This is a genomic window from Acidobacteriota bacterium (assembly GCA_033549365.1).
Classification (GTDB): domain Bacteria; phylum Acidobacteriota; class Aminicenantia; order Aminicenantales; family Saccharicenantaceae; genus JAWSUF01.
In genome coordinates, this window is record JAWSUF010000003.1 from 311121 (window position 1) to 330424 (window position 19304).

The following is a 19304-nucleotide window of genomic DNA, read 5'->3' on the forward strand; positions in this document are numbered from 1 at the left end:
AGATCAGGCTGATCGCGAAGAGATCAGGGCCTGATCGGCTGAAGTTCGAAATCGAACACAAAGCCCCGGGCGCCCGGCGCCCGGGGCTTTTCTTTTTTCGCCCCCCGACTCTGTGCTATATTAGCCGGGACCGTTCCGGAGTCACGGCCTATGTTGAAGCGCGTCGACCGATACATCCTCAAGGAAATCTTTCCGCCCTTTTTCCTGGGGCTTGTCCTCTATGCCTTTGTCCTTATGATGAACCAGATCCTCATCCTGTCCGAGCTGTTCATCGCCAAAGGCGTCTCTCTCGGAACGGCGCTCGAGGTTCTGGGTTTGCTCCTGCCCTCGATCCTGGCTTTCGCCGTTCCCATGGCCGTTCTCATGGGAATTCTGGCCGGGTTGAGCCGCCTGTCCACGGACCTCGAGATCACGGCCTTTAAAACCCTGGGGATCGGTTACGGGCGCATCGCCCGCCCCCTCCTGATCTTCGCTTTTGCGGGCTGGCTTGTGACCTCCGGGCTTGTCCATTATGTGGCCCCTCGCGCCAACCACCGCTGGGTTCAGACTGTGTCGCAATCGGTCCTGGCCAAGGTCCGCATCGAGATCGCTCCCCGGACCTTCGATGAATCCATCCCCGGCATGGTGCTGTTTGTCCAGGACATCGCCCGGCGCGGGGAATGGGAAAACATCTTCGTCCACATGTCGCGGCCTCCCGACGAACCCAGAACAATCCTGGCCCGGCGCGGCCGGCTGAACATCTATCCCGAAAAGAAAAGAGGCGCACTCGAGCTGTTCGACGGCACCGTCCACAGCGTCAGCCTGACCGAACCCGGAACTTACGGAGTGACGTTATTTGAGCGTCTGGACGAAGAGGTCGACATCGAAGGCGTCTTTGCCTCGCTCGACACCGAAAAACGCGTCCGGGAGAAGGACATCGGCGAACTCCTGCACGACGTCCGGGCCCTGGAGGCGGAGACGACCGCCCTGAAGCGGGCCGCCGCCGAAGCGCCGTCCCCGTCCGCGGATCAGGCCCTGGCCTTGGCGGCCCGATCGGCCCGGGCCCACCAGGTTGAAATCCACAAGAAATTCGCCCTTCCCTTCGTCTGTTTTCTATTCGTTCTGATCGGCCTTCCCCTGGGTGCCACGACGCGGAAGGGCGGCCGAACAAGCGGATTCACGCTCAGCATCGGCATCATTCTGGCCTATTATGTCCTGATCACCGCGGGAGAAAAACTGGCCATGGACGGCCGGATCTCGCCCTTCTCAGGGATGTGGGGGGCGAACGCCGTCCTGTTTGCCGCGGGACTGATCCTCTATATCCGGTCGGTCCGGGAAAAGCCGTTTGCCTGGCCCGCCGGCCTCGTCCGCCGTCTGGTTCCGTCGCGGGAGGCCGGGAAGACTCCGAAGACCGGCCGGGTCCGGCTGCGGGCCAGGCTTCGGGCCTCCGGAATCCTGGACCGCTATGTCGCAAAAAAATATATGGCGGTGTTTACGGTTGTCTTTCTGGGCCTGGTCTCGGTCGCCGTCATCGTCACGTTTTTCGAGCGGATCGACAACGTCTATGCCCGGGGAAAACCCCTGTCCATGTTCCTGGAATACATCTGGTTTCGGATTCCGGAGTTTTCCTCCTTCGTTTTGCCGGTTGCGGCATTGACAACGGCCCTTCTCGTTCTCGGAGTGATGACGAAAAACAACGAGGTTACGGCGGTCAAGGCCTGCGGCATCAGCCTCTATCGCTTCGTCGTTCCCGTCATCGTCCTGGCCGTGGCCGTCTCCGGGCTGTCCTTCGCCCTGCAGGAAAGAATTCTTCCGGCCGCCAATCTTCGGGCCGAGGATATCTGGAACCGGATCAACGATGTCCCGCCCCGAAGCTACAGCTTCGTCAACCGGCATTGGATTCTGAGCCGCAGCAAGGACCGGATCTTCCACTACGATTTCTTCGATCCGATTCCCTCGGTTTTCAGCCGTGTTTCGGTATTCGACATCGACAGATCGTCATGGACCCTGAGCCGGCGCGCCTTCGGGGAAAAGGGCTATCTGGATGAGAAACGCATCATCCTTGTCAGCTCCTGGCTGAGGGATTTCCGGGAAGAGGGGCCCGAGGCCTTCCGGACGGCCCGTGAGGAGTCCGTGGCCATCGAGGAAAACCGGGATTATTTCCTCAAGGAATGGAAAGAGCCCTCACAAATGACCTACGGAGAACTGGATCTCTATGCCCGGGAGGCCCAGAGCATGGGGTTCGAGGCGACGCGGCTCCTGGTGGATCTGGGCTACAAGTTGTCCTTCCCGTTCGTCGCTCTAGTCATGACCTTTCTGGCCGTTCCCTTCGCCTTCGCCATGGGCCGGAGCGGCACGCTGGTCGGCATCGGCCTGAGCATCGGCATCGCCATGGTCTACTGGGGAATGATCGGCGTTTTCCGCGGCCTGGGTTATGTCGGTTATCTCGGCCCTTTCCTGTCAGCCTGGGGACCGAACCTGCTGTTTGGACTGGCCGGGATCTATCTCTTCCTCCGATTACGGACCTAGGCGGAACTGTGCGTCATAACACCGGAATTTCTTTCTTTGTCTATATTTCGGTGTTATGACCCTTCGGGCGAGCCGATCTTACCGCATCGATTTCGTCGCGGCCTGCTCGACGTAGCTCAACTACGCCTGCGCAGTCCACTCCTCATCGCTACGGCAACCTCAGCTCGCGCACAGCCCCGCCTCCGAACTTAGCCTGATCTTTTCACTCAATGTCCCTCATAAATCGGCATTTTGACCCTTCGGGCGAGCCGATCTCACCATTCCGGCTTCGTCGCACCTTTCAGCCTCTCGCGAGGAGGCTTCCGCGGGGGCGCAGGGGGGATCCCGGAACAAGCCGTCGGAGGGTCGAGCGGGCACGGATCCGAGGCTCTCAGCCTCGGAGAGTGAGACCCGGAGCCGGAGTGGACGGGACTCGCCGGGGCCCGGACACGTCTTGTGAAGGGATTCACCCGAGCCCGTAAAGCGGAAGACGACGCAGCGCCTACATTTTGTATTTGCCGAAATCTTCGGTGCCGAGGCTCTCCAGCCAGGTGCGGAGTTTTTCCGAGCCTTCGAGGCTTTCGTCGAACTTGAGGCTGTGGGCCTTGGCCACCACGTCCTCTTCGACGTAGATCGGAGAGTTCATTCTCAGAGCCAGGGCGATGGCGTCGGACGGCCGCGAGTCGATGATGATCTCGCGTGCGGCGTCCCGGCAATGGATGAGGGCATAGAAGGTGTTGTTACGAACGTCGCTGACGACGATTTTCTCGACGGAGATATCCAGTCTGTCCAGGAGATTTTTAAGAAGATCGTGGGTCATCGGGCGGGGCGTCGGGATGTTTTCGATGGTCAGGGCGATGGCGTTGGCCTCGAACACGCCGATCCAGATCGGCAGGATCTTTTCGGTTCGGGCGTCTTCGAGAACGACGATGGGCATCTTGGACACGGGGTCGACAACCAACCCCTTGATTTTCATTTCAATGGCCATGATACGTTCCGATTCTCTCTCTCTAATATAGGGACCGGACTGCGGGATGTCAAGAAAGCGCCCGCCGCCGCCGGCCCATTTCCATGCATAAAATTGGAGGAAATCCAAAAAAATGCATTTGCTTGAAAAAATCATCTTTGAATGTATTGATATTAAACAAAATAACATCGTGTTGATTTGGCACGGAATTTGCTTAAATAGAGGAAGAATTCGTAAGGTCATGCGATAGCAGCTAAATTGGAAAAAGGAATGAGTGGGAGATGTGTCTCATGCAGGCACATGCAAGCGGTTTTTCCTGAATGCCTGAAACCGGAGACCGTTTTAATTTTGGAAAGGGGGTGGAAGTCTACCAAAATCATCTTCATCGAGGTATGGGTTTGAGGCCGGGGCGGATTCCTTCGTTATCCGCTCCAGGGGTTATGCATGCGGCTCGACGCGGCTGGGAAACCGCGCCGGGCGAACACACCCCGCATTTTCATGGGGGAAAAAAGGAGTTTTGTTTGATCATGCAAAAAGCCAGAATCTTCCCATTAGTCCTCGCGGTCGTCCTCATCCTGTCCTGCGGTGTCGCCGTCGCTCAGGTTCCGACAGGAAGAATCGTCGGCCGCGTCGTGGACGACCAGGGCCAGGCCCTGCCGGGGGTCGGCGTCGTCGCTGAAAGCCCGCGCCTGGTCGGGAAAACCGAGGCTGTGACGGACGAGACGGGGACATTCCGTCTGTTCTCTCTGCCTTCGGGAACCTACACGATCACCTTCTCACTTCCGGGATTCAAGACCCTCGTTCGTGAAGGCATCATCCTTCAGCTCGAGCAGACCCTGGCGCTCAACGTGTCCCTGGACGCGGCGGCTGTCGAGGAGGAGATCGTCGTCACCGGCATGAGCCCGCTCATCGACGTCAAGAGCACGACCAGGGGCCAGACGATGACCCGGGAGGTCTTTGAAGCCCTGCCCAAGGGCCGCGACTTCAACGCTCTGATCAGCACCCTGGCCGGCGTCCATTATGAGGGCAACCAGGGCGGCCTCTCGGTCGACGGCTCCTCGGGCGCGGAAAACATCTTCTACATCGATGGAACGAACATCACCAACATCCACATCGGGACGCAGGCCCAGAGCGCGGTCTTCGAACTCGTCGACGAGGTCCAGGTCAAAGCTTCAGGCTACAACGCCGAATTCGGTGGATCCATGGGCGGCGTCGTCAATGTCATCACGCGCTCGGGCGGAAACCAGTTACGCGGCGAATTCATCGGCTACTACGACGACGAAAGCCGGTTGATGCAGGGCAAGACCCGTGATTACCTACGGCTCAATCCCCTGAATGCCGACGAACCCCAGTATGTCAACAACGACGACCTCTATTTCAACGGCGGCAAAGACCGCGATATCTACCAGAGGTTCGAGGGCATCGTCAGCCTCGGCGGCTACATCGTGAAGGACAAGCTGTGGTTCTACGGCTCCTTCAACCCGATCATCCGGACGGATAAGGCCGACCGATTCTTCCTGACGGACGCACAGCCGCGGCCGGTTACGTCCTTCGAGCGGACCCGCACCAACTGGAACGGAGCGCTGAAACTCACGGCCCAGCCGATGAAGAACATGCGGGTAACGCTCTCGGGCGTCAACAACTTCTACAGGTACCGGGGCGCCATTCCCTCCATCACAGGGGGAAGCAACAAGGCCTACGAATGGGCCAAGGAAGGGATGGACTATCCCAACACGAGCGCCAACGCCACGGTGGACTACAGCCCCGGCAACAATCTGTTGATCAGCCTCCGGGGCGGATATTTCATGCAGAACGAGACCAACCAGCAGATCTCCATGCCCGAAACGCGCTGGTACTTCAGCCGGGACAACTACATGTTTGCGAACGAGATTCCCGCCGAACTTCTTCGGGCGCGTTTGTGGAGGAATTGGGCCGGAAGCGTCTATGAAACGGTGAAGAGGAAATATGAGCGCATCAGCTCGAACCTCGATTTCACCTACTACATGAACCTCGGCGGCGAACATGCCTGGAAAGCCGGCATTCAATTCATCCGCCTCCGGGAAGACGTCGACCGGACCGCCCAGCACCCGTTGGTCTATCTCAACTGGAACGCGCCTTATTACCTCATGGATGGAACGAGAGTCCAGGGCAAATACGGATCTTACCAGATCCGGGGTTCCTGGACGTCGCCTTTCGGCTCGTTCTGGAATATCTACAGCGACAACTGGGCTCTCTACCTCCAGGACACCTGGACGATCGGCGAAAAGCTGACCCTGAACATCGGTGTCCGGACGGAAAGCGAATACATCCCCTCATTCTCCAAGGAACCGGGATTCGCAGATATGAAGCCCATCCAGTTCGGTTTCGGCCAAAAGCTGGCCCCCCGTCTCGGCGCGGTTTATGACGTCTTCGGCGACTCCAGCCTGAAGGTTTTCGGAAGCTTCGGCATCTACTACGACGTCATGAAACTCTACATGGCCGAGGGCGCCTTCGGCGGCTTCAAGTGGAAATCCGACTACTACACCCTGGACGACTATGATTGGACGAAGATCGCGGCCAGCGGCAAGATCGACGACCGGGCCAGCCAGAGCGCGGGTGGGACCTACATGGGCACGATCGACTGGCGCATACCGTCCTTCGATACGACCGATCCCGACCTGAAACCCGTCGCTCAGAGAGAAATCTCCTTCGGCGCCGAGCAGAAGCTCAGGGAGAATCTGTCGTTCTCCGTCCGTGTCGTCCAGAAGAGCCTGCTCCAGACAATCGAGGACATCGGTGTCGCCACCCCCGAAGGTGAGCTTTATTACAACGCCAACCCGGGCGGCAAGTACATCAACGACATCTACAGACAGAACCTGGGTCCGGAATATCCCGAATGTCCCAAGGCCACCCGCGATTACTGGGGGGTCAACCTGTCTCTGGAGAAACGCTTCAGCAACAACTGGCAGGGCGGCGTCAACTACACCTGGAGCCGTCTGACCGGAAACTACGGCGGTCTGGCGAGCGCCGACGAAGGCGGACGCGTATCGCCGAATGTCCTGCGTTACTACGACCTGTGGTTCCTGGCCTATGACCTTAACCTCAATATCCTTGACGGCCCGCTGCCTTCGGACAGGCCCCACTACTTCAAGGCCTACGGTTCCTACGCCTTCCCGTTCGGCCTGACGGTTGGTGCTGTGGGCTATGCCCGGACTGGTCTGCCTCTGACCACCGCCCTGAATGCGAACCACGTGGTCATCTATCCCAACAACCGGTTCGACACGGGCGAACGGCTTCCGTTCACGATGTGGGCCGACGTCTACGCCGAGTACAACCTGCGGATCGCCGGGCGCTACAGGGTGAACATCAACCTCAATATCTACAACATCACCAACACCTCGACCATCCAGGGCAAGAACATGACGGTCAACCGCAACGACATGTACATCTCGGACGCCAACCTCCTGTCCAAAAACTACAACTACAATCCCGATCTCCGGCAGACAGACCTCAACCCGCTCTACGGACTCTGGACCTCGAGAATGGGGCCCTGGTCCGCGCGCCTCGGCTTCAAGTTCACGTTCTAAGCACGCGCACACACGAATTGATTTTCAGGGCCCGTCCCCCCCGGGACGGGCCCTTTTTCCTTTACGGGGCTGTGCGTGAAAAGAGCCGGGGAGTTGGCTTTTTCTTATACCCGGCTCTTTTCACCCTTCGGGCGAGCCGATCTCACCGCATCGATTTCGTCCCGGCCTGCTCGACATCGCTTAAAGTGCCGAATGGGGGAGACATGTTGCGGAATAATTCGCGATCAGTGGGTCAGCGCCGTTCCCGTTCGAGGGCGGCGAGTTCGGCCCGGGCGGCGGCCACGGCGGCTTCGGATTCGCCGTGTGGATTTTCGAGATAGCGCCGCAGGCTGCGGATTGCGCCGTCGATATTTCCGGCGGCCTTGTAGGCCATGGCCAGGTTGATATAGAGCGAAGGCGAGGGCCGGATTCCGGCGGCCTTTTCCAGCGCGGCGACGGACGCCGCAGTGTCTCCCGCGACACCGTGGGCGACGCCGAGATATTCGAGAAGCACGGGGTCGCCCGGATGGTCGGCGACAAGCCGTTCATATTCGGCGACGGCCTCGGTCATCCGTCCGCTTGCGGCCTGGTTGGCCGCATAGTTCAGGCGGAGAAACCGGTTTTCGGGCTCGACGGCAAGCGCCCTCGCGTAAAGCGCCCCCGCCTCGTCCCGGCGCCGGGCCCCGTCCAGAATTCCGGCGGCGACCGTAAGGGCCTCGACGTGGCGCGGATTGATGTCGAGCACCCGGTTCATGGCTTCCAGGGCCTCGCCGGGACGGCCCATGACCAGGAGGGTATGTCCCAGCCGCGGAAGCAGGATTTCGGAATCCGGAATCCGCTCGACGCCGGCCCGGAGGACGGCCAGGGCGGATTCAAAATCCTTGAGCCGGGCCCGGCTGAGAGCCAGGTTGACGTAGACGGCGGGGGAGTCGGGGATGGACTCGACGAGCTCTTCATAGGCCGAAGCCGCCGCCGCAAAATCGCCCGAGTATTCGGCCGCCCGGGCATCCTGCGTCAGCCGAAGGACGTCCCGCATGTCTTTCGGGTCGGGGCGGTCCCCGGCGCGGCCGCTTCCCGCGAAACTCGCGTAACCCAGCGATCGGAGACGCTCCTCCTCTTCAGCCGTCATCCGCCGTGTTCCCGCATCCCCGGCGCCGGCCGCTCTCCGGACAATGTTCTCCAGCGTCCGGTTCATCCGCACGGCCGTTCCGCTCTCCGAAGCGATCCGGTCATGGTTTTCCCCGGGGTCGGAGGCCAGATGATAGAGCTCCGGCCGCGGCGCACGGATGAATTTCCACTCCCCCTCAACCAAGCCCGTCAGTTCCGACCAACCGTAGTTTTCCCGGGGATAGAACGTTTCGAGGTAGGCTGGGTGATCCGCCGCCCGCCGGCCTGCGATACTCGACAACAGACTTTCCCCGTGTGTGGTTTCCGGCGGCCGGAGGCCGAGCAGGTCGAGTACGGTCGGGAAGACGTCGATCAGACGGGCTCGGGTCCGCACCGTGCGGTCGCGGGGCAGGTTTTCCGGCGCGTGAAAAATCAGGGGGATTTTCATCGTGCCGTCGTAGATGAAAACCCCGTGCCCCGACTCGCCCTTCTCGCCGAAAGCCTCGCCGTGATCCCCGGCCAGAACGAGTATCGTGCTGTGGAGAAGCCCCTGTCTCTCCAGAAGATCGACGATACGTCCGACATGAACGTCCATATAGGCGATCTCGCCGTCGTAGAGATCGTCTGCGAATTGCTCCCTGTAGGGCGAGGGAGGGTCATAGGGAAGGTGGGGATCGAAGAAGTGGACCCAGGCGAAAAACCGGCCGCTTTCCCGTTGTTCCATCCAGTCCCGGAAGGCGTCGAACACCTCCCCGGCCTGCCGTTCGGAATTGATCGCCTTGAAGGGCGCGCCTTCCTGGAAGGTGTCGTCATAGACGTCGAAGCCGCGGTCGAGCCCGAATCTCGAATCGACCGAAAAGGACGCCGTGAAAGCCGCCGTTTCGCAACCGGCCGATTTTAGGATCTCGGCCAGAGTCGCAAGCTCCGGGCCGAGGACATAGGTCCCGTTGTTGTGCACCCCGTGGAGATAAGGATCGGTTCCGGTGAACAGCGAGGCGTGGGACGGAAGAGTCAGCGGTGTCGGGCAGTAGGCGTCTTTGAAAAGAACCCCCGCTGCGGCCAGTGCGTCGATGCGGGGCGTCCCCGCCTCTTCATAGCCGTAGCAGCCCAGCCGGTCGGCCCGTGTCGTGTCGAGGGTGATGATGAGGACATTGAGGCCTGAGTCGCGCCGGACACGTTCCCTCCCGGCATCATGACGGATGAAAAAAAAGACCGCTGCCGCGACGGCGAGGATCCCGGCCGCGAAGAAAGCGGAACGCCCCTTGGCCCGGCCCTTTTTCTTCCCCATCCCCGCCCCCGGCGCCTTCAGGCCGCCGGGCGTTTCCTGATGGCGTTCAGGATGTTTTGGGCCACGGCGGAACGCTCGGTCTCGGGTTCGAGCTTGAGGAATTTCTCGAACATTTCGACCGCCTTCCCCATGTCGCCCTTGTTGAGATAGACGTAACCCAGCTTGAGCCAGGGATCGGGCCAGTCGGGCTTGATCTGCGCGGCGATGAGAAAGTACTTTTCGGCCTGGTCGATGTTCTGCCCGGCGAAGAAAATTTCGGCCACATTGTAGGCCAGAGTTTCATCCTCGGGCAGCGTGTCCAGCGATTTCTGAAAATAAGCCTGGGCTTCCTCCAGGTTGTCTCGCCTCAGATGACAATCCCCGATTCCGGCCAGGGCCTTGGCGGCCATGGACTTGCCGAGGGCCTGATCGTCCTTCGCCTTGACCAGGATTTCATTGTAGATTTCCCCCGCCTTCTCCAGATCGCCCTTTTCCTTGTGGGCGTCGGCGATATTGATCCGGACTTGGTAAGCCTGGGGATTCTGCTCGATGAACGCCTCGAACATAGCGATGGCCTCGTCGTATCGGTCTTCCTTGAGAAGCGCATTGCCTTTTTCCAGAAGCTCGAACGTGGATTCGTCCTGGATGACTCCGGCCGTCCCCGCCCGGGCCTTCTCCATTGTCACCGTCACCTTGGGGTTGACCTGAAGCTGGCGGATATAGAGAGTCTGGCTCACGGGCGAATAGCCGTCGGCCGTGACCGTCAGGTTCCAATTGCCCGTCGCCAGGCCGATGAAAGCCCAGTCGCCCTTTTTACCGGTCGTCTCTTCCCGCCGGATTCCGGTATCGGCGGCGAAATCGATAACCACCCGGGCTCCCACGACCGGATTTCCCTCGATGTCGACGACGACGCCGGCGATGCGGGCCGTTCCGCGGCCGGCCTGGGCCGCCGCCTCGCCCGCCGCGCCCAGCAAAAGCGCCGCCCCAATGAAAATCAACATGGAATGCCTTATGAATCTCATGACTGCACCTCCCGGCGGACGGCGAGCCGTCCGCGGCCTATCGGAACGCTCACTCGAGCGTCACTTTCGCCGTTTTCCTTGCTTCATCGCCGCCCGTCGCGTTCTTGAGCGCCAGGGTCAGCAGATATTCCCCCGGTTCCGCGGACACCGGAATTTCGATTGTCCAGATCTCGTTCTTCCGCCGGGCGAATTCCTCGTCGGTCAGAGAGATCGGGTAGGTCTCCCGGAATGTCAAAACTTCCCGGTCCGAGAGATCCCGGAGTTCGAGATCGAGTTCGAACACGGTCTCCATGCGCCCGTCTTCGGCCCGCATCCAGATCGCGGCGTAGGGGATTTTGAGGATGACCCGAACCGCGCCCTCTCTTGCACGAAGGATGTCCAGGCCGAAATCCAGGCCCTGCCGGGCCGCCTCGTCCTGGGGAACTCTCCGGGGCTGCTGCTGGGCCCGCCCGATCTCCACGATATATTCCGCGCTCATGGGATCGACTCGGAAATCGTTCGTCCATCGCGGGTCCCGGAAGACGATGGGCGTAAATCCGTAATGCCAGATTTCGACGGGGTAGCCGTAAAACGACGTTCCGCGGGGATAGCTTTCGCGGTTGTCCGGCGGGCCGAGAAGGATGTAAATCCGGCCGCGGTCCTGAAGCCGGCCCGGCGTCGTTCCGCCCCTGAACAGGTGGTCGGCCTCCTCCATTCGCCGGAAATAGGTCTCTTTGAACTCGTTGATTTCGGTTTCGGGATTGGGATCCCGGGCTTTCCAGAAATCTTCGATGAAGGCGCCTTGCTCGCCGGCCGGAATCCTCAGGAAAGTCGCCCGTTCCTCGCGGCTGATGATGTAGCGGACGCGGGACAGGAATTCCCGGCTTTCCGGGTCCAAGGCCTTTTCGAGACGCGGTCCGGCGCAGGCGGCCGCCGCCAGCAGGCCGAAAATGACGATCGCGCCGCGGATGCCTCTCATGGCCGTTTTTTCAGGCTGTCGACGAGAGCCCGGATTTTCTCCTGGTTGGGTTCGATCTCGAGCGATTTTTTCCAGGCCGTCAGCGCCTCTTCCGTGTCCCCAAGACGATGATAACACTCCCCGACGGCGTTGAGGACGGCCAGATGAGTTCCGAAGTGGGCCAGGTGTTCCTTGTAATGAATGACGGCCTCCTCGTATTCGCCCAGAGCCTGGCAGGCCTGGCCCGCGATCTGCCGGAATTCAGGCCGCGGGGGATCGCCGAGAAAAGACAGGGCGACGGTTTTCGCCCGGGCGAAATCTCCGGCCGCAAGAAGCGCCCGGCTGGTGTCCATGGCGAACCGTGGATCGGCCGGGCGGCTTCTGTGCGCTTTTTCGAGAAGATCCAGAGCCCGGTCGATTTGCATGAGGTTCAGAAACTGGCCGCCCAGGATGTTTGCAATCTCCGGGTCGTGGCTTGCCGGGAGAGGCATCGACAGGACCCAGGGACGGGGGAGATGGGGGACGGATGCGATATAGAAATCCGCTTCGGCGGGAATGGGGTCGATTCCTCCGCCGGGATGAAGGACCGCACGAACCTTATAGTAGGCCGGTCCGAAATCCTGGAGCGGGAATTCCTGGACGATGTCCGCGACGCCGCCGATTCCGCTCAAGTCCCGGCTCGTGGTCAGAACCGGCTGCCCCTCTTTTTCGATCGTGTATTCCATCCGGGCCCGACCTTCGAGGGCTCGGGGCAGGCCGCGGACCTGGACATGGGCGACAAGGATGTCTCCCGAGGCGAAATCGTTTCGGGGCGAAGGCACGAGCTGGCCTCCGGTAACGAGGAAGGCCTTGTTCTGCCCCCGGTACTTGGAGTCCCGGGTGATGCGGTGGGCCAGGGTGATCGGACTCATGGAGAACGCCGCCGCGGAGGGAATGTCGATCTCGGCCTCGAAGGATGAGAATTCCCGCGACACGACGTTTTTGAAAAGCAGGCTCAGGCGATATCGGCCTTCGACGAGCGGAAAAATGTCCTGATAGCTGAAGAGTTTGTCCCGGATCATTTCGATGCGGTCCTGATCGAATTCGATGGGGATTTTTCTTTCGAACTGGTAGACCATCCTCCCGCCTGAGTCCGCGACATGGCCGTTGATCTCCAGAAGCGAGCGGTAGGCCCGTCCGGCCGTCTCGAACGTCAACCGGCGGGGCTCCAGAAGATAGTGGACGAAGGCCTGTCCCGAGGCGTCGTGGAGAACCCGGACCATGGCGTCGCTGTCGATGTAATTGGCCGTGTATTCGACATCGATGATGTCCTTGTAGCGCAGGAGCTTTTCGGCATAGGCGTCCTTGACCCTTTCGAGCGGTGCGTTCGGGATGCGGTTGGCGATCAGGATTTCGGAAGCCATGGACAACTGGGGCACGGCGGCCGCCGATTCGCCGGGAAGTAGGGACAGTGACACTTCGGCCACGGGAACGGCGATCCTCCGGAGTTCGAGATAAGCCTGGTCGAACATCGTCATGTCGCCCTTGTAATGGATGAGCAGGGACTGGGGTCCGTGCCGGACGGGCGAATAGAGTTCATAGGCGCCGATGCCGTCCTTTTTGAAAAAGGCGACGTTGAAGGAGTTGGGCAGCCCGAGGTCGGACATGCCGCTGTAAAACCAGATGATCACGGGATAGATCTCGGTCAGCGTGTCGTATCTTTCGACCGAGTGGGGTTCGCCGAGAAGGATATGGATGCGGCCCATGTCCGTGCGCCAGCCGGGTCCGGGAGCGTCGCGTCCGAACAGGCGGTTGGCCTGGGTGATCCGCTGGTAGTGCTCTTTCCTGAACTCGTTATCCGGGGAGTTGGGGTCGGGGTCGCGCTGCCGCCAGAAGGCCTCGATGAAGATCTCCCGTTCCCGGTCGGTTTCGAGCTGGAAAAAGACCTCCTTCTCCTTGGGCGTGATGATGTAGACGACCTCCTCCTCGAGCCATTTCCGGTAGCGGGGTTCGAGATCCCGGGAGGACTTTTTCTTCTGGGCGAAGACGCCTGCGGCGCCGAACGCCAACGCGCAGAGAAGCGCGAACACGGCGACTCTAAGGAGAGGAAAACTCTTGCGTCTCACGCCGCTATTATATGCCTAACCCTTGCGGCCTTCAAGTCAAGCCCGGCGAAATCGCCCTTGGCACAGCCCGGATTCCGGGTGAACCGGACTGTATCGATAAGACAGGGAATCGCCCGACGGCGTTTTTCCGGGAGGGTTTACGGACATGGAATGCGGTGTCCCGCAGCCTTGGCCAGCTCCTTCCCCCGCGCAGCATACTCGGCCGAACGGCGGGTGTCGCCCAGGCGGTTGTAGAGATCGGCCAGGAGGAAATAGCCGAGCGGAAGATCCTCGGCGCCGGGCTTGAGATCGAGGCCCGTCTGCACGAGATCGATCGCTTCGCGGTAGTTCTCGCCCCGGCGGAGATGGATGCGGGCGAGATAGAAATAGTTCAACGGGAAATTCGGATCGGCGGCCACCGCACGGCGGAGCGTTTCGTATTCCTCGGCTTCCCGTCCGGCCGTCCGGTAGATCCGGGCCAGGTTGAAGAGAGCCCGGAAATGCTCCGGAGAGTATTCGATTTCCCGAAGGTAACTGGCTTCGGCGGCCTTGAGATCGCCCCGCTTTTCGTGGAGCTGAGCCATGTTGAAATGGAGGTTGCTCAGCTTGGGGTTCATGGCCAGAGCCGTGCGGAGATGGGTCTCGGCCCGGCCGAGGTCGTCCCGGGCGATGGCGATCGCGCCCAGGGAGCTGTGGGAGGATGCGGAGTCCTCGTTCCGATTCAGACTCTTTTCGAAATAGAGCTCGGCCTTGTCGTAATTTTTCCTGGCGAAGTGCATGTTTCCGAGAAGGTGGTAGAGCTGGGCGTCTTCGAATCCTTTGGCCTGGAAATCGAGAATGAAGGCTTCGACATCGTCGAACCGGCCCATGCCCAGATAGGAGTTGGCGATGTTGATGGCGGCAAAGGTGTCGTCGGGCTTGATGTCGAGCGCCCGCTTGAAGGCGGCGACGGCTTTTTCGAACTCCTGGGCCTTGAAATAAATGTTTCCCAGCGAGAAATGGGCCTGGGCGATGTCGGGATCCTCGGCGATGATGGTCTCCATGATGGCGACGGCCTCTTCGGTTCGTCCGGCCATGCCGATTTCCCGGGCCCGGGACAGATCGTTGAAGACGCCGATCTTGTCGCGCGGATTGGCCAGACGGCGGCCGTGCGAGCGGGCCGGATCGACGAAGGCGCCGACATAACCCAGCGCGGCCAGTTTTTCCCGGGTTTCCTCGTCGATTTTCTGAAGGTCGACTTCGAGGGCGCCCTGACCGGCTTCTTCGATGTAGCGTTCGGCGTGGGCGGTGAAGGTCTCGAAGGTCGGCTTTTCCAGATAGACGAGGTTTTTCTGCTCCCGGGGATCGTTTCCGATGTCGTAAAGTTCGGGCACGGGCGCCAGGATGATCTTGAACCGGTCGTCCTGAATGCTTTTCAGTTCGGACCAGCCGTAGTGAAAACGGGGATAAAAGGTTTCCGAATAGGCGAAGGCGTGCTCGGTTTTGTCCGGCCGGAAAAATTGAGGCACGAGGCTTCGTCCCTGAACGTCGGCCGGAACGGGCAGCCCGGCCATTTCGCAGATCGTGGGCAGGACGTCGACCAGTCCGCTGACCTGGGAGGTTGAGACGCCCTGCAATTCGGGGAACGGCGTCACAAAGATCAGGGGCACGTGAATGGCGCCCTGATAGACGAAAAAGCCGTGGGTCGTCTCGTCGTGTTCGCCCAGGCTTTCGCCGTGGTCGGCCAGGAAAACGAGCAGGAGATCGTCGAGAAGGTCATTGTTTTCGAGATAGGCCCAGAGCCGCCCGAGCTGGGAGTCCGTGAAGGCGATCTCGCCGAGATAGGGATGGTGCGGGTATTTCGCATCGTAGGGCGGAGGCGGCTCATAGGGCGTATGGGGGTCGTAGAGGTGAATGAAGGCGAAGAACCGTTCGTCTTTGTTTTTTTCGATCCAGGCCAGGGTCTCGTCCATGACTTCGTTTCCCGGTCTCTGGACCATGGCCAGGGAAATTCTCTCGAAGCGGCTGAGATCGAACTGGTCGAAATAAGTATTGAACCCGCGGTCGAGCCCCCACTTGGAATCCAGAACATAGGCGGCGACGAAAGCGGCCGTCTCGTAGCCCCGGTCCTTGAAGAGTTCGGCCATGGTCGTGAGTTCAGGCGGCACGAGGAATCCGCCGTTGTCGCGGACGCCGTGGAAGATGGGCTGCGTTCCCGTAAACAGCGTGGTGTGCGAGGGAAGAGTCAGGGGCGTCGGCGCATAGCAGCGGTCGAACTTGACTCCGCGCTCGGCGAAAAGATCCATGGTGGGCGTTTTGATCCGGTCGAAGCCGTAACAGCCGATGCGGTCGGCCCGAAGCGTGTCGACGGAGACCAGGATGACGTTGAAATCGCGGTCGCCGCGGAGTTGGGAAAAATCCCGGGCGGAGGGGCGCAGCAGGAAAAAGGCGGCCGCTGCAAGGACGGCGGCTGCCGCTGCGGCCGGGAGAAGCCGGCGGAGAATTCGGGGCTTTGTCTTTTCTTGTATCTTTTTTCGGGCCATGTCCGCCTCCTTCATCTATATTACCAGAATCCCCGGCGGAATGCCGAATGCCGAAATCCCCCGAGCCCGACGAGCATAAGTCGATGCAAACTCCAGGCCTGCACAAACGGAGTCCTTGAAGCCGAGGCCGGAGAGGCCTCAATGCTTCTGTGGACCCGGTCAAGCGGCACGGCGCTGCGGACTCGGGTTCAAGAAAAAAAAAGGGGCGGCGGGTTGCCCCGCCGCCCCGTGAAATTCGGGCGTGCGTCCGGTTTAGAATGTGAAGCGGACGCCGATCCGCGCCTGGCGCGGCCGCACGACGCCGTAGAGTTGGTGACCTTCCGTGGAAGACCACTCGTCGGCGAACCAGTCGAAGCCGACGCGCGTCCCCCAGGACGTGATGGTGTCGGCGTTCAAGAGGTTGAAGACATCGAACATAAAGCCGATCCGGTATCTCTCGGCGATGGTGACCGTCTTCTCCAGCCTCATGTCAAGGATGCTCCGGAAGGGATAATAGTTGGAGCCCCGGGGTTCAATGCGGACGGTTTCAATGCCGTGCGCGAGCCGGGGGGTTCGGAGCTGTTTCGTCCAGGTGTATCCCGTGATTCCCTGGTAGCCGATGTTGAGGTTGATTCCCAGCGGGAGAAGGTAGCTGCCCTGGATCTTGATCATGTGGGTCGGGTCGTTGCTCAGGTTGCCGTCGGCATTGATCCAGAAGTTCGGGTTCGAGGAGTTGTACCAAGCGCCGCCGAGATCCGCGCCGAAGGCGTTGTCCAGGGTGCCCCTGGCCTGAGAGTAGACGTAGGAGGCAACCATCTGCCAGCGGTTGGAGAAGCGCTTGTTAAAGGTGAACTGAAGACCTCGGTATTGACGATAGGGATTGATATCGAAATAGGGAATGCGGGGATCGTTCTTTTCGAGGTTGGTGATCAGGAACTGGTTCTCACCGCGGTTCGTCTGCTGATAGACGGTAATGGTCTTGGTGGTTCCGTCGATGTCGGTGTAAGCGACATCCCGCGGCACCCAGTTCGCGACGAGGTCGACCCGGTTTTGGGGGTTTTTCCAGTCGCGGTGAATGTAGGCGATCCCGACCGAGGTGTCCTTGAAGAGTTCTCTCTCCAGGGCGACCGTGAACTGGTTCATGTGGGGATGCTTGATGTCCGGATCCAAAACGAAGCGCGTATCGTCATAAACATCCCGGAAGAATTCCACCCACTGTTCGCTTCCGAGATCCCAGTAATAGCCGACGTAGTCGCTGAAGTTCTCCGCCGGGCTCAGTTGCAAAACGGTTTGGGCCAGCATGGCCTCGGTGAACTGCCCGTAGTGGGCTTTGAGGACCGTGCTCTTGTCGCCCAAGAGGTCGAAGGTGAAGCCGAGGCGGGGCGCGATGCGGGAATTTGTGTAAACCGCTCCGGAAAGCCCTTCCACGGTGCCTCGCATCTGGGTGGCCCGGAGACCGACGCTGATGTTGAGCCGGTCACTGACGGCCCAATTGTCCTGAATGAACTGTTCGAACCGGGTGTAGCTCTGCTCGGTGTCGTAGCCCTCATACTGGTAGGCCAGGTAGGGTCCGGTGTAGCCCCATCCGGTGTAGTTCAGATACCAAGTTGCGTTCGTTCCCGTGTAACCGAACCTGTTTCTGGACGTGGCTGACTCGAATTCGACGCCGAACTTGAAGTCGTGGCTGCCCGTGATGAAATCTTCGGCGTAATGGGTCAGGCTGGCATTGGCCTGGTAGCGGGCCCGGTCGGCCTTGTAGAAGTAGTTGCTGTTTCCGTAGTGGAAGTTGTCGTTGAGGTCCCATATGGCGTTGACGTCCATGCCCATCTCGGGATCCAGATAATAGTAGCCGTCAAAGAAGGCGCCCTTGACGTCGAAGAAGGTCTTCGGACTGAGGATGTGGGTCAGGTTGAAGCTGCCCACCCAGTCGGGGGACGTCTGCCGGACCGTGGCTTCGGGATCCCGGTTGGCCGCGGCGCGCCGGTTGATGCCGTTGTAGGTGTCGTTCTCGATGAAGGCGCCGAGGTTCGTCCGCGGAGAGAGCTGGGAGTTCAATTTGAGGAAAAGCCGGGGCTGTTTGTATTCGACGTCCTCGGGGAAACCCGTGACTTTGGTGAAGGTGTGATACCACTGGGCTCCGGCGAAAAACCACAGCTTGTCCTTGATGAAGGGACCGCCGAGGTTGAAGGCGGCGTCATAGAGCTTCAAGCCGGGGGGAGTCAGGTTCGGGAAATCGTCCTGGTAGGCGCCCGTGTTGTCGGCCTGCCAGAAATTCGACTGGAATTTTCCCTCGTCGTCCTTCGTGCCCGCATCCTGGAGAATGCCCGAGAGGTAGCCGGAGAACTCGTTGCCTCCGGACTTCGTCACCAGGTTGAAGATGACCCCCGTGAAGTTGCCGTACTCGGCCGGAAGGCCAATGCCCATGATCTTGGCTTCCTCGACGATGTTAGGGTCGATGAAGACCCAGGCCGAACCGGCCTCGGGGTCCGAGACGTCCACGCCGTCGACCTGGTAGGAAACACCCGTGCTTGCCGTGGCCCCGTAGGCGGCATTCCCTGAAACGCCCGGCGCCAGGTTAACGATGTCCATGGCGAAGTTGCTGTAGGGGACGTTCTGAAGGATTTCCTTGCTGAGCGTGACCGAGGCCGTTTCCGTAGACCTCACGTCCACTGTGGGGGCGACGGCGATGATGGTCACTTCCTCGGTGATCGTGGCGGGCATCATTGTCAGATTGACGTTGATGGTCACCGTGGTGGAAAGGCGGACGTTCTCTTGGATTGTGGTGGAGAAGCCCGTGAGTTCGGCCCTGATGGCGTAGACGCCGGGAGGCAGGGCGGGAACACGGAATCTGCCGTTGACGTCGGTGACGACCGATCGGGTTCCCATGAGACTGGGTCCGGAGACCGTCACGGACACGCCGGGCAGGGGGGCCCGTTGCTCATCCATCACCGTGCCCTCGATGGCTCCCGTCTCCCTGCTCTGGGAGAAAGCCGCCGGGGCGAGGGCGATGAGCAACAACGAGGCCATGAAGATGGCTTTGATTTTCATCGAACCTCCTTGTTTGATTGCGATGCTTTGAGATGTGTAATGGTTTTGGCTCAAGGATGGGGATTTAATCGATTTTGCCTCCTTAGTAAAGATTGTTGAATTATAATACATAATAATAATAAATAGCAAAATATATGCCAGAATGGCCATCGGATGGGAATTTTTTTATCGTGTTGAAAACAATCATGATATACAAAATATTTGTTAATCCGGTGCGAGTTTATCCAAAAAAATGAATTTTCGTTTCAAAAAACCGCATGATCTTGGAGTTTTGAGAGAGGAACAAACATATGAGGGAAAATCCGGATGTCCGGGCGGGAATTTGATCGCCGGCCTGCT

The 19304-nt window shown here is 59.9% G+C and carries 9 protein-coding genes; 2 read left to right on the top strand and 7 right to left on the bottom strand.

Annotation, left to right across the window (positions count from 1 at the left end; genetic code table 11):
* Positions 1-150: 150 nt before the first annotated feature.
* Complete coding sequence (locus SCM96_06685; GenBank protein ID MDW7760307.1) at positions 151-2508, top strand: LptF/LptG family permease; 2358 nt, start codon at positions 151-153, stop codon at positions 2506-2508.
* 481 nt (positions 2509-2989) lie between these two features.
* Here the strand turns inward: SCM96_06685 and SCM96_06690 are convergent, their stop codons facing one another.
* The gene (locus tag SCM96_06690) at positions 2990-3475 is read right to left on the bottom strand and encodes a bifunctional nuclease family protein (GenBank protein ID MDW7760308.1); all 486 of its coding nucleotides are present in this window, start codon (positions 3473-3475) and stop codon (positions 2990-2992) included.
* A 506-nt stretch (positions 3476-3981) separates the two neighbouring features.
* On the opposite strand from SCM96_06690, the gene SCM96_06695 reads away from it, so the two are divergent.
* Positions 3982-7020, top strand: coding sequence for a TonB-dependent receptor (locus tag SCM96_06695; protein ID MDW7760309.1), 3039 nt, complete (start codon positions 3982-3984; stop codon positions 7018-7020).
* Positions 7021-7252: 232 nt separating this feature from the next.
* Here the strand turns inward: SCM96_06695 and SCM96_06700 are convergent, their stop codons facing one another.
* The 6 genes from SCM96_06700 to SCM96_06725 form a co-directional block, all read right to left on the bottom strand.
* Entirely contained in the window at positions 7253-9394 is a 2142-nt protein-coding gene (locus tag SCM96_06700; GenBank protein ID MDW7760310.1) for a sulfatase-like hydrolase/transferase, read from the bottom strand.
* Positions 9395-9411: 17 nt separating this feature from the next.
* On the bottom strand, positions 9412-10395 hold the full coding sequence (locus tag SCM96_06705) for a tetratricopeptide repeat protein (GenBank protein MDW7760311.1): 984 nt from the start codon (positions 10393-10395) through the stop codon (positions 9412-9414).
* Between the two features lie 49 nt (positions 10396-10444).
* On the bottom strand, positions 10445-11353 hold the full coding sequence (locus SCM96_06710) for a GWxTD domain-containing protein (protein ID MDW7760312.1): 909 nt from the start codon (positions 11351-11353) through the stop codon (positions 10445-10447).
* On the bottom strand, positions 11350-13437 hold the full coding sequence (locus SCM96_06715; protein ID MDW7760313.1) for a GWxTD domain-containing protein: 2088 nt from the start codon (positions 13435-13437) through the stop codon (positions 11350-11352). The genes SCM96_06710 and SCM96_06715 overlap by 4 nt, the downstream gene beginning before the upstream one ends.
* Positions 13438-13574: 137 nt before the next feature.
* Entirely contained in the window at positions 13575-15938 is a 2364-nt protein-coding gene (locus SCM96_06720; protein ID MDW7760314.1) for a sulfatase-like hydrolase/transferase, read from the bottom strand.
* Positions 15939-16190: 252 nt separating this feature from the next.
* Positions 16191-18965, bottom strand: a complete 2775-nt coding sequence (locus SCM96_06725; GenBank protein MDW7760315.1) for a carboxypeptidase regulatory-like domain-containing protein — start codon at positions 18963-18965, stop codon at positions 16191-16193.
* Positions 18966-19304: the final 339 nt, after the last annotated feature.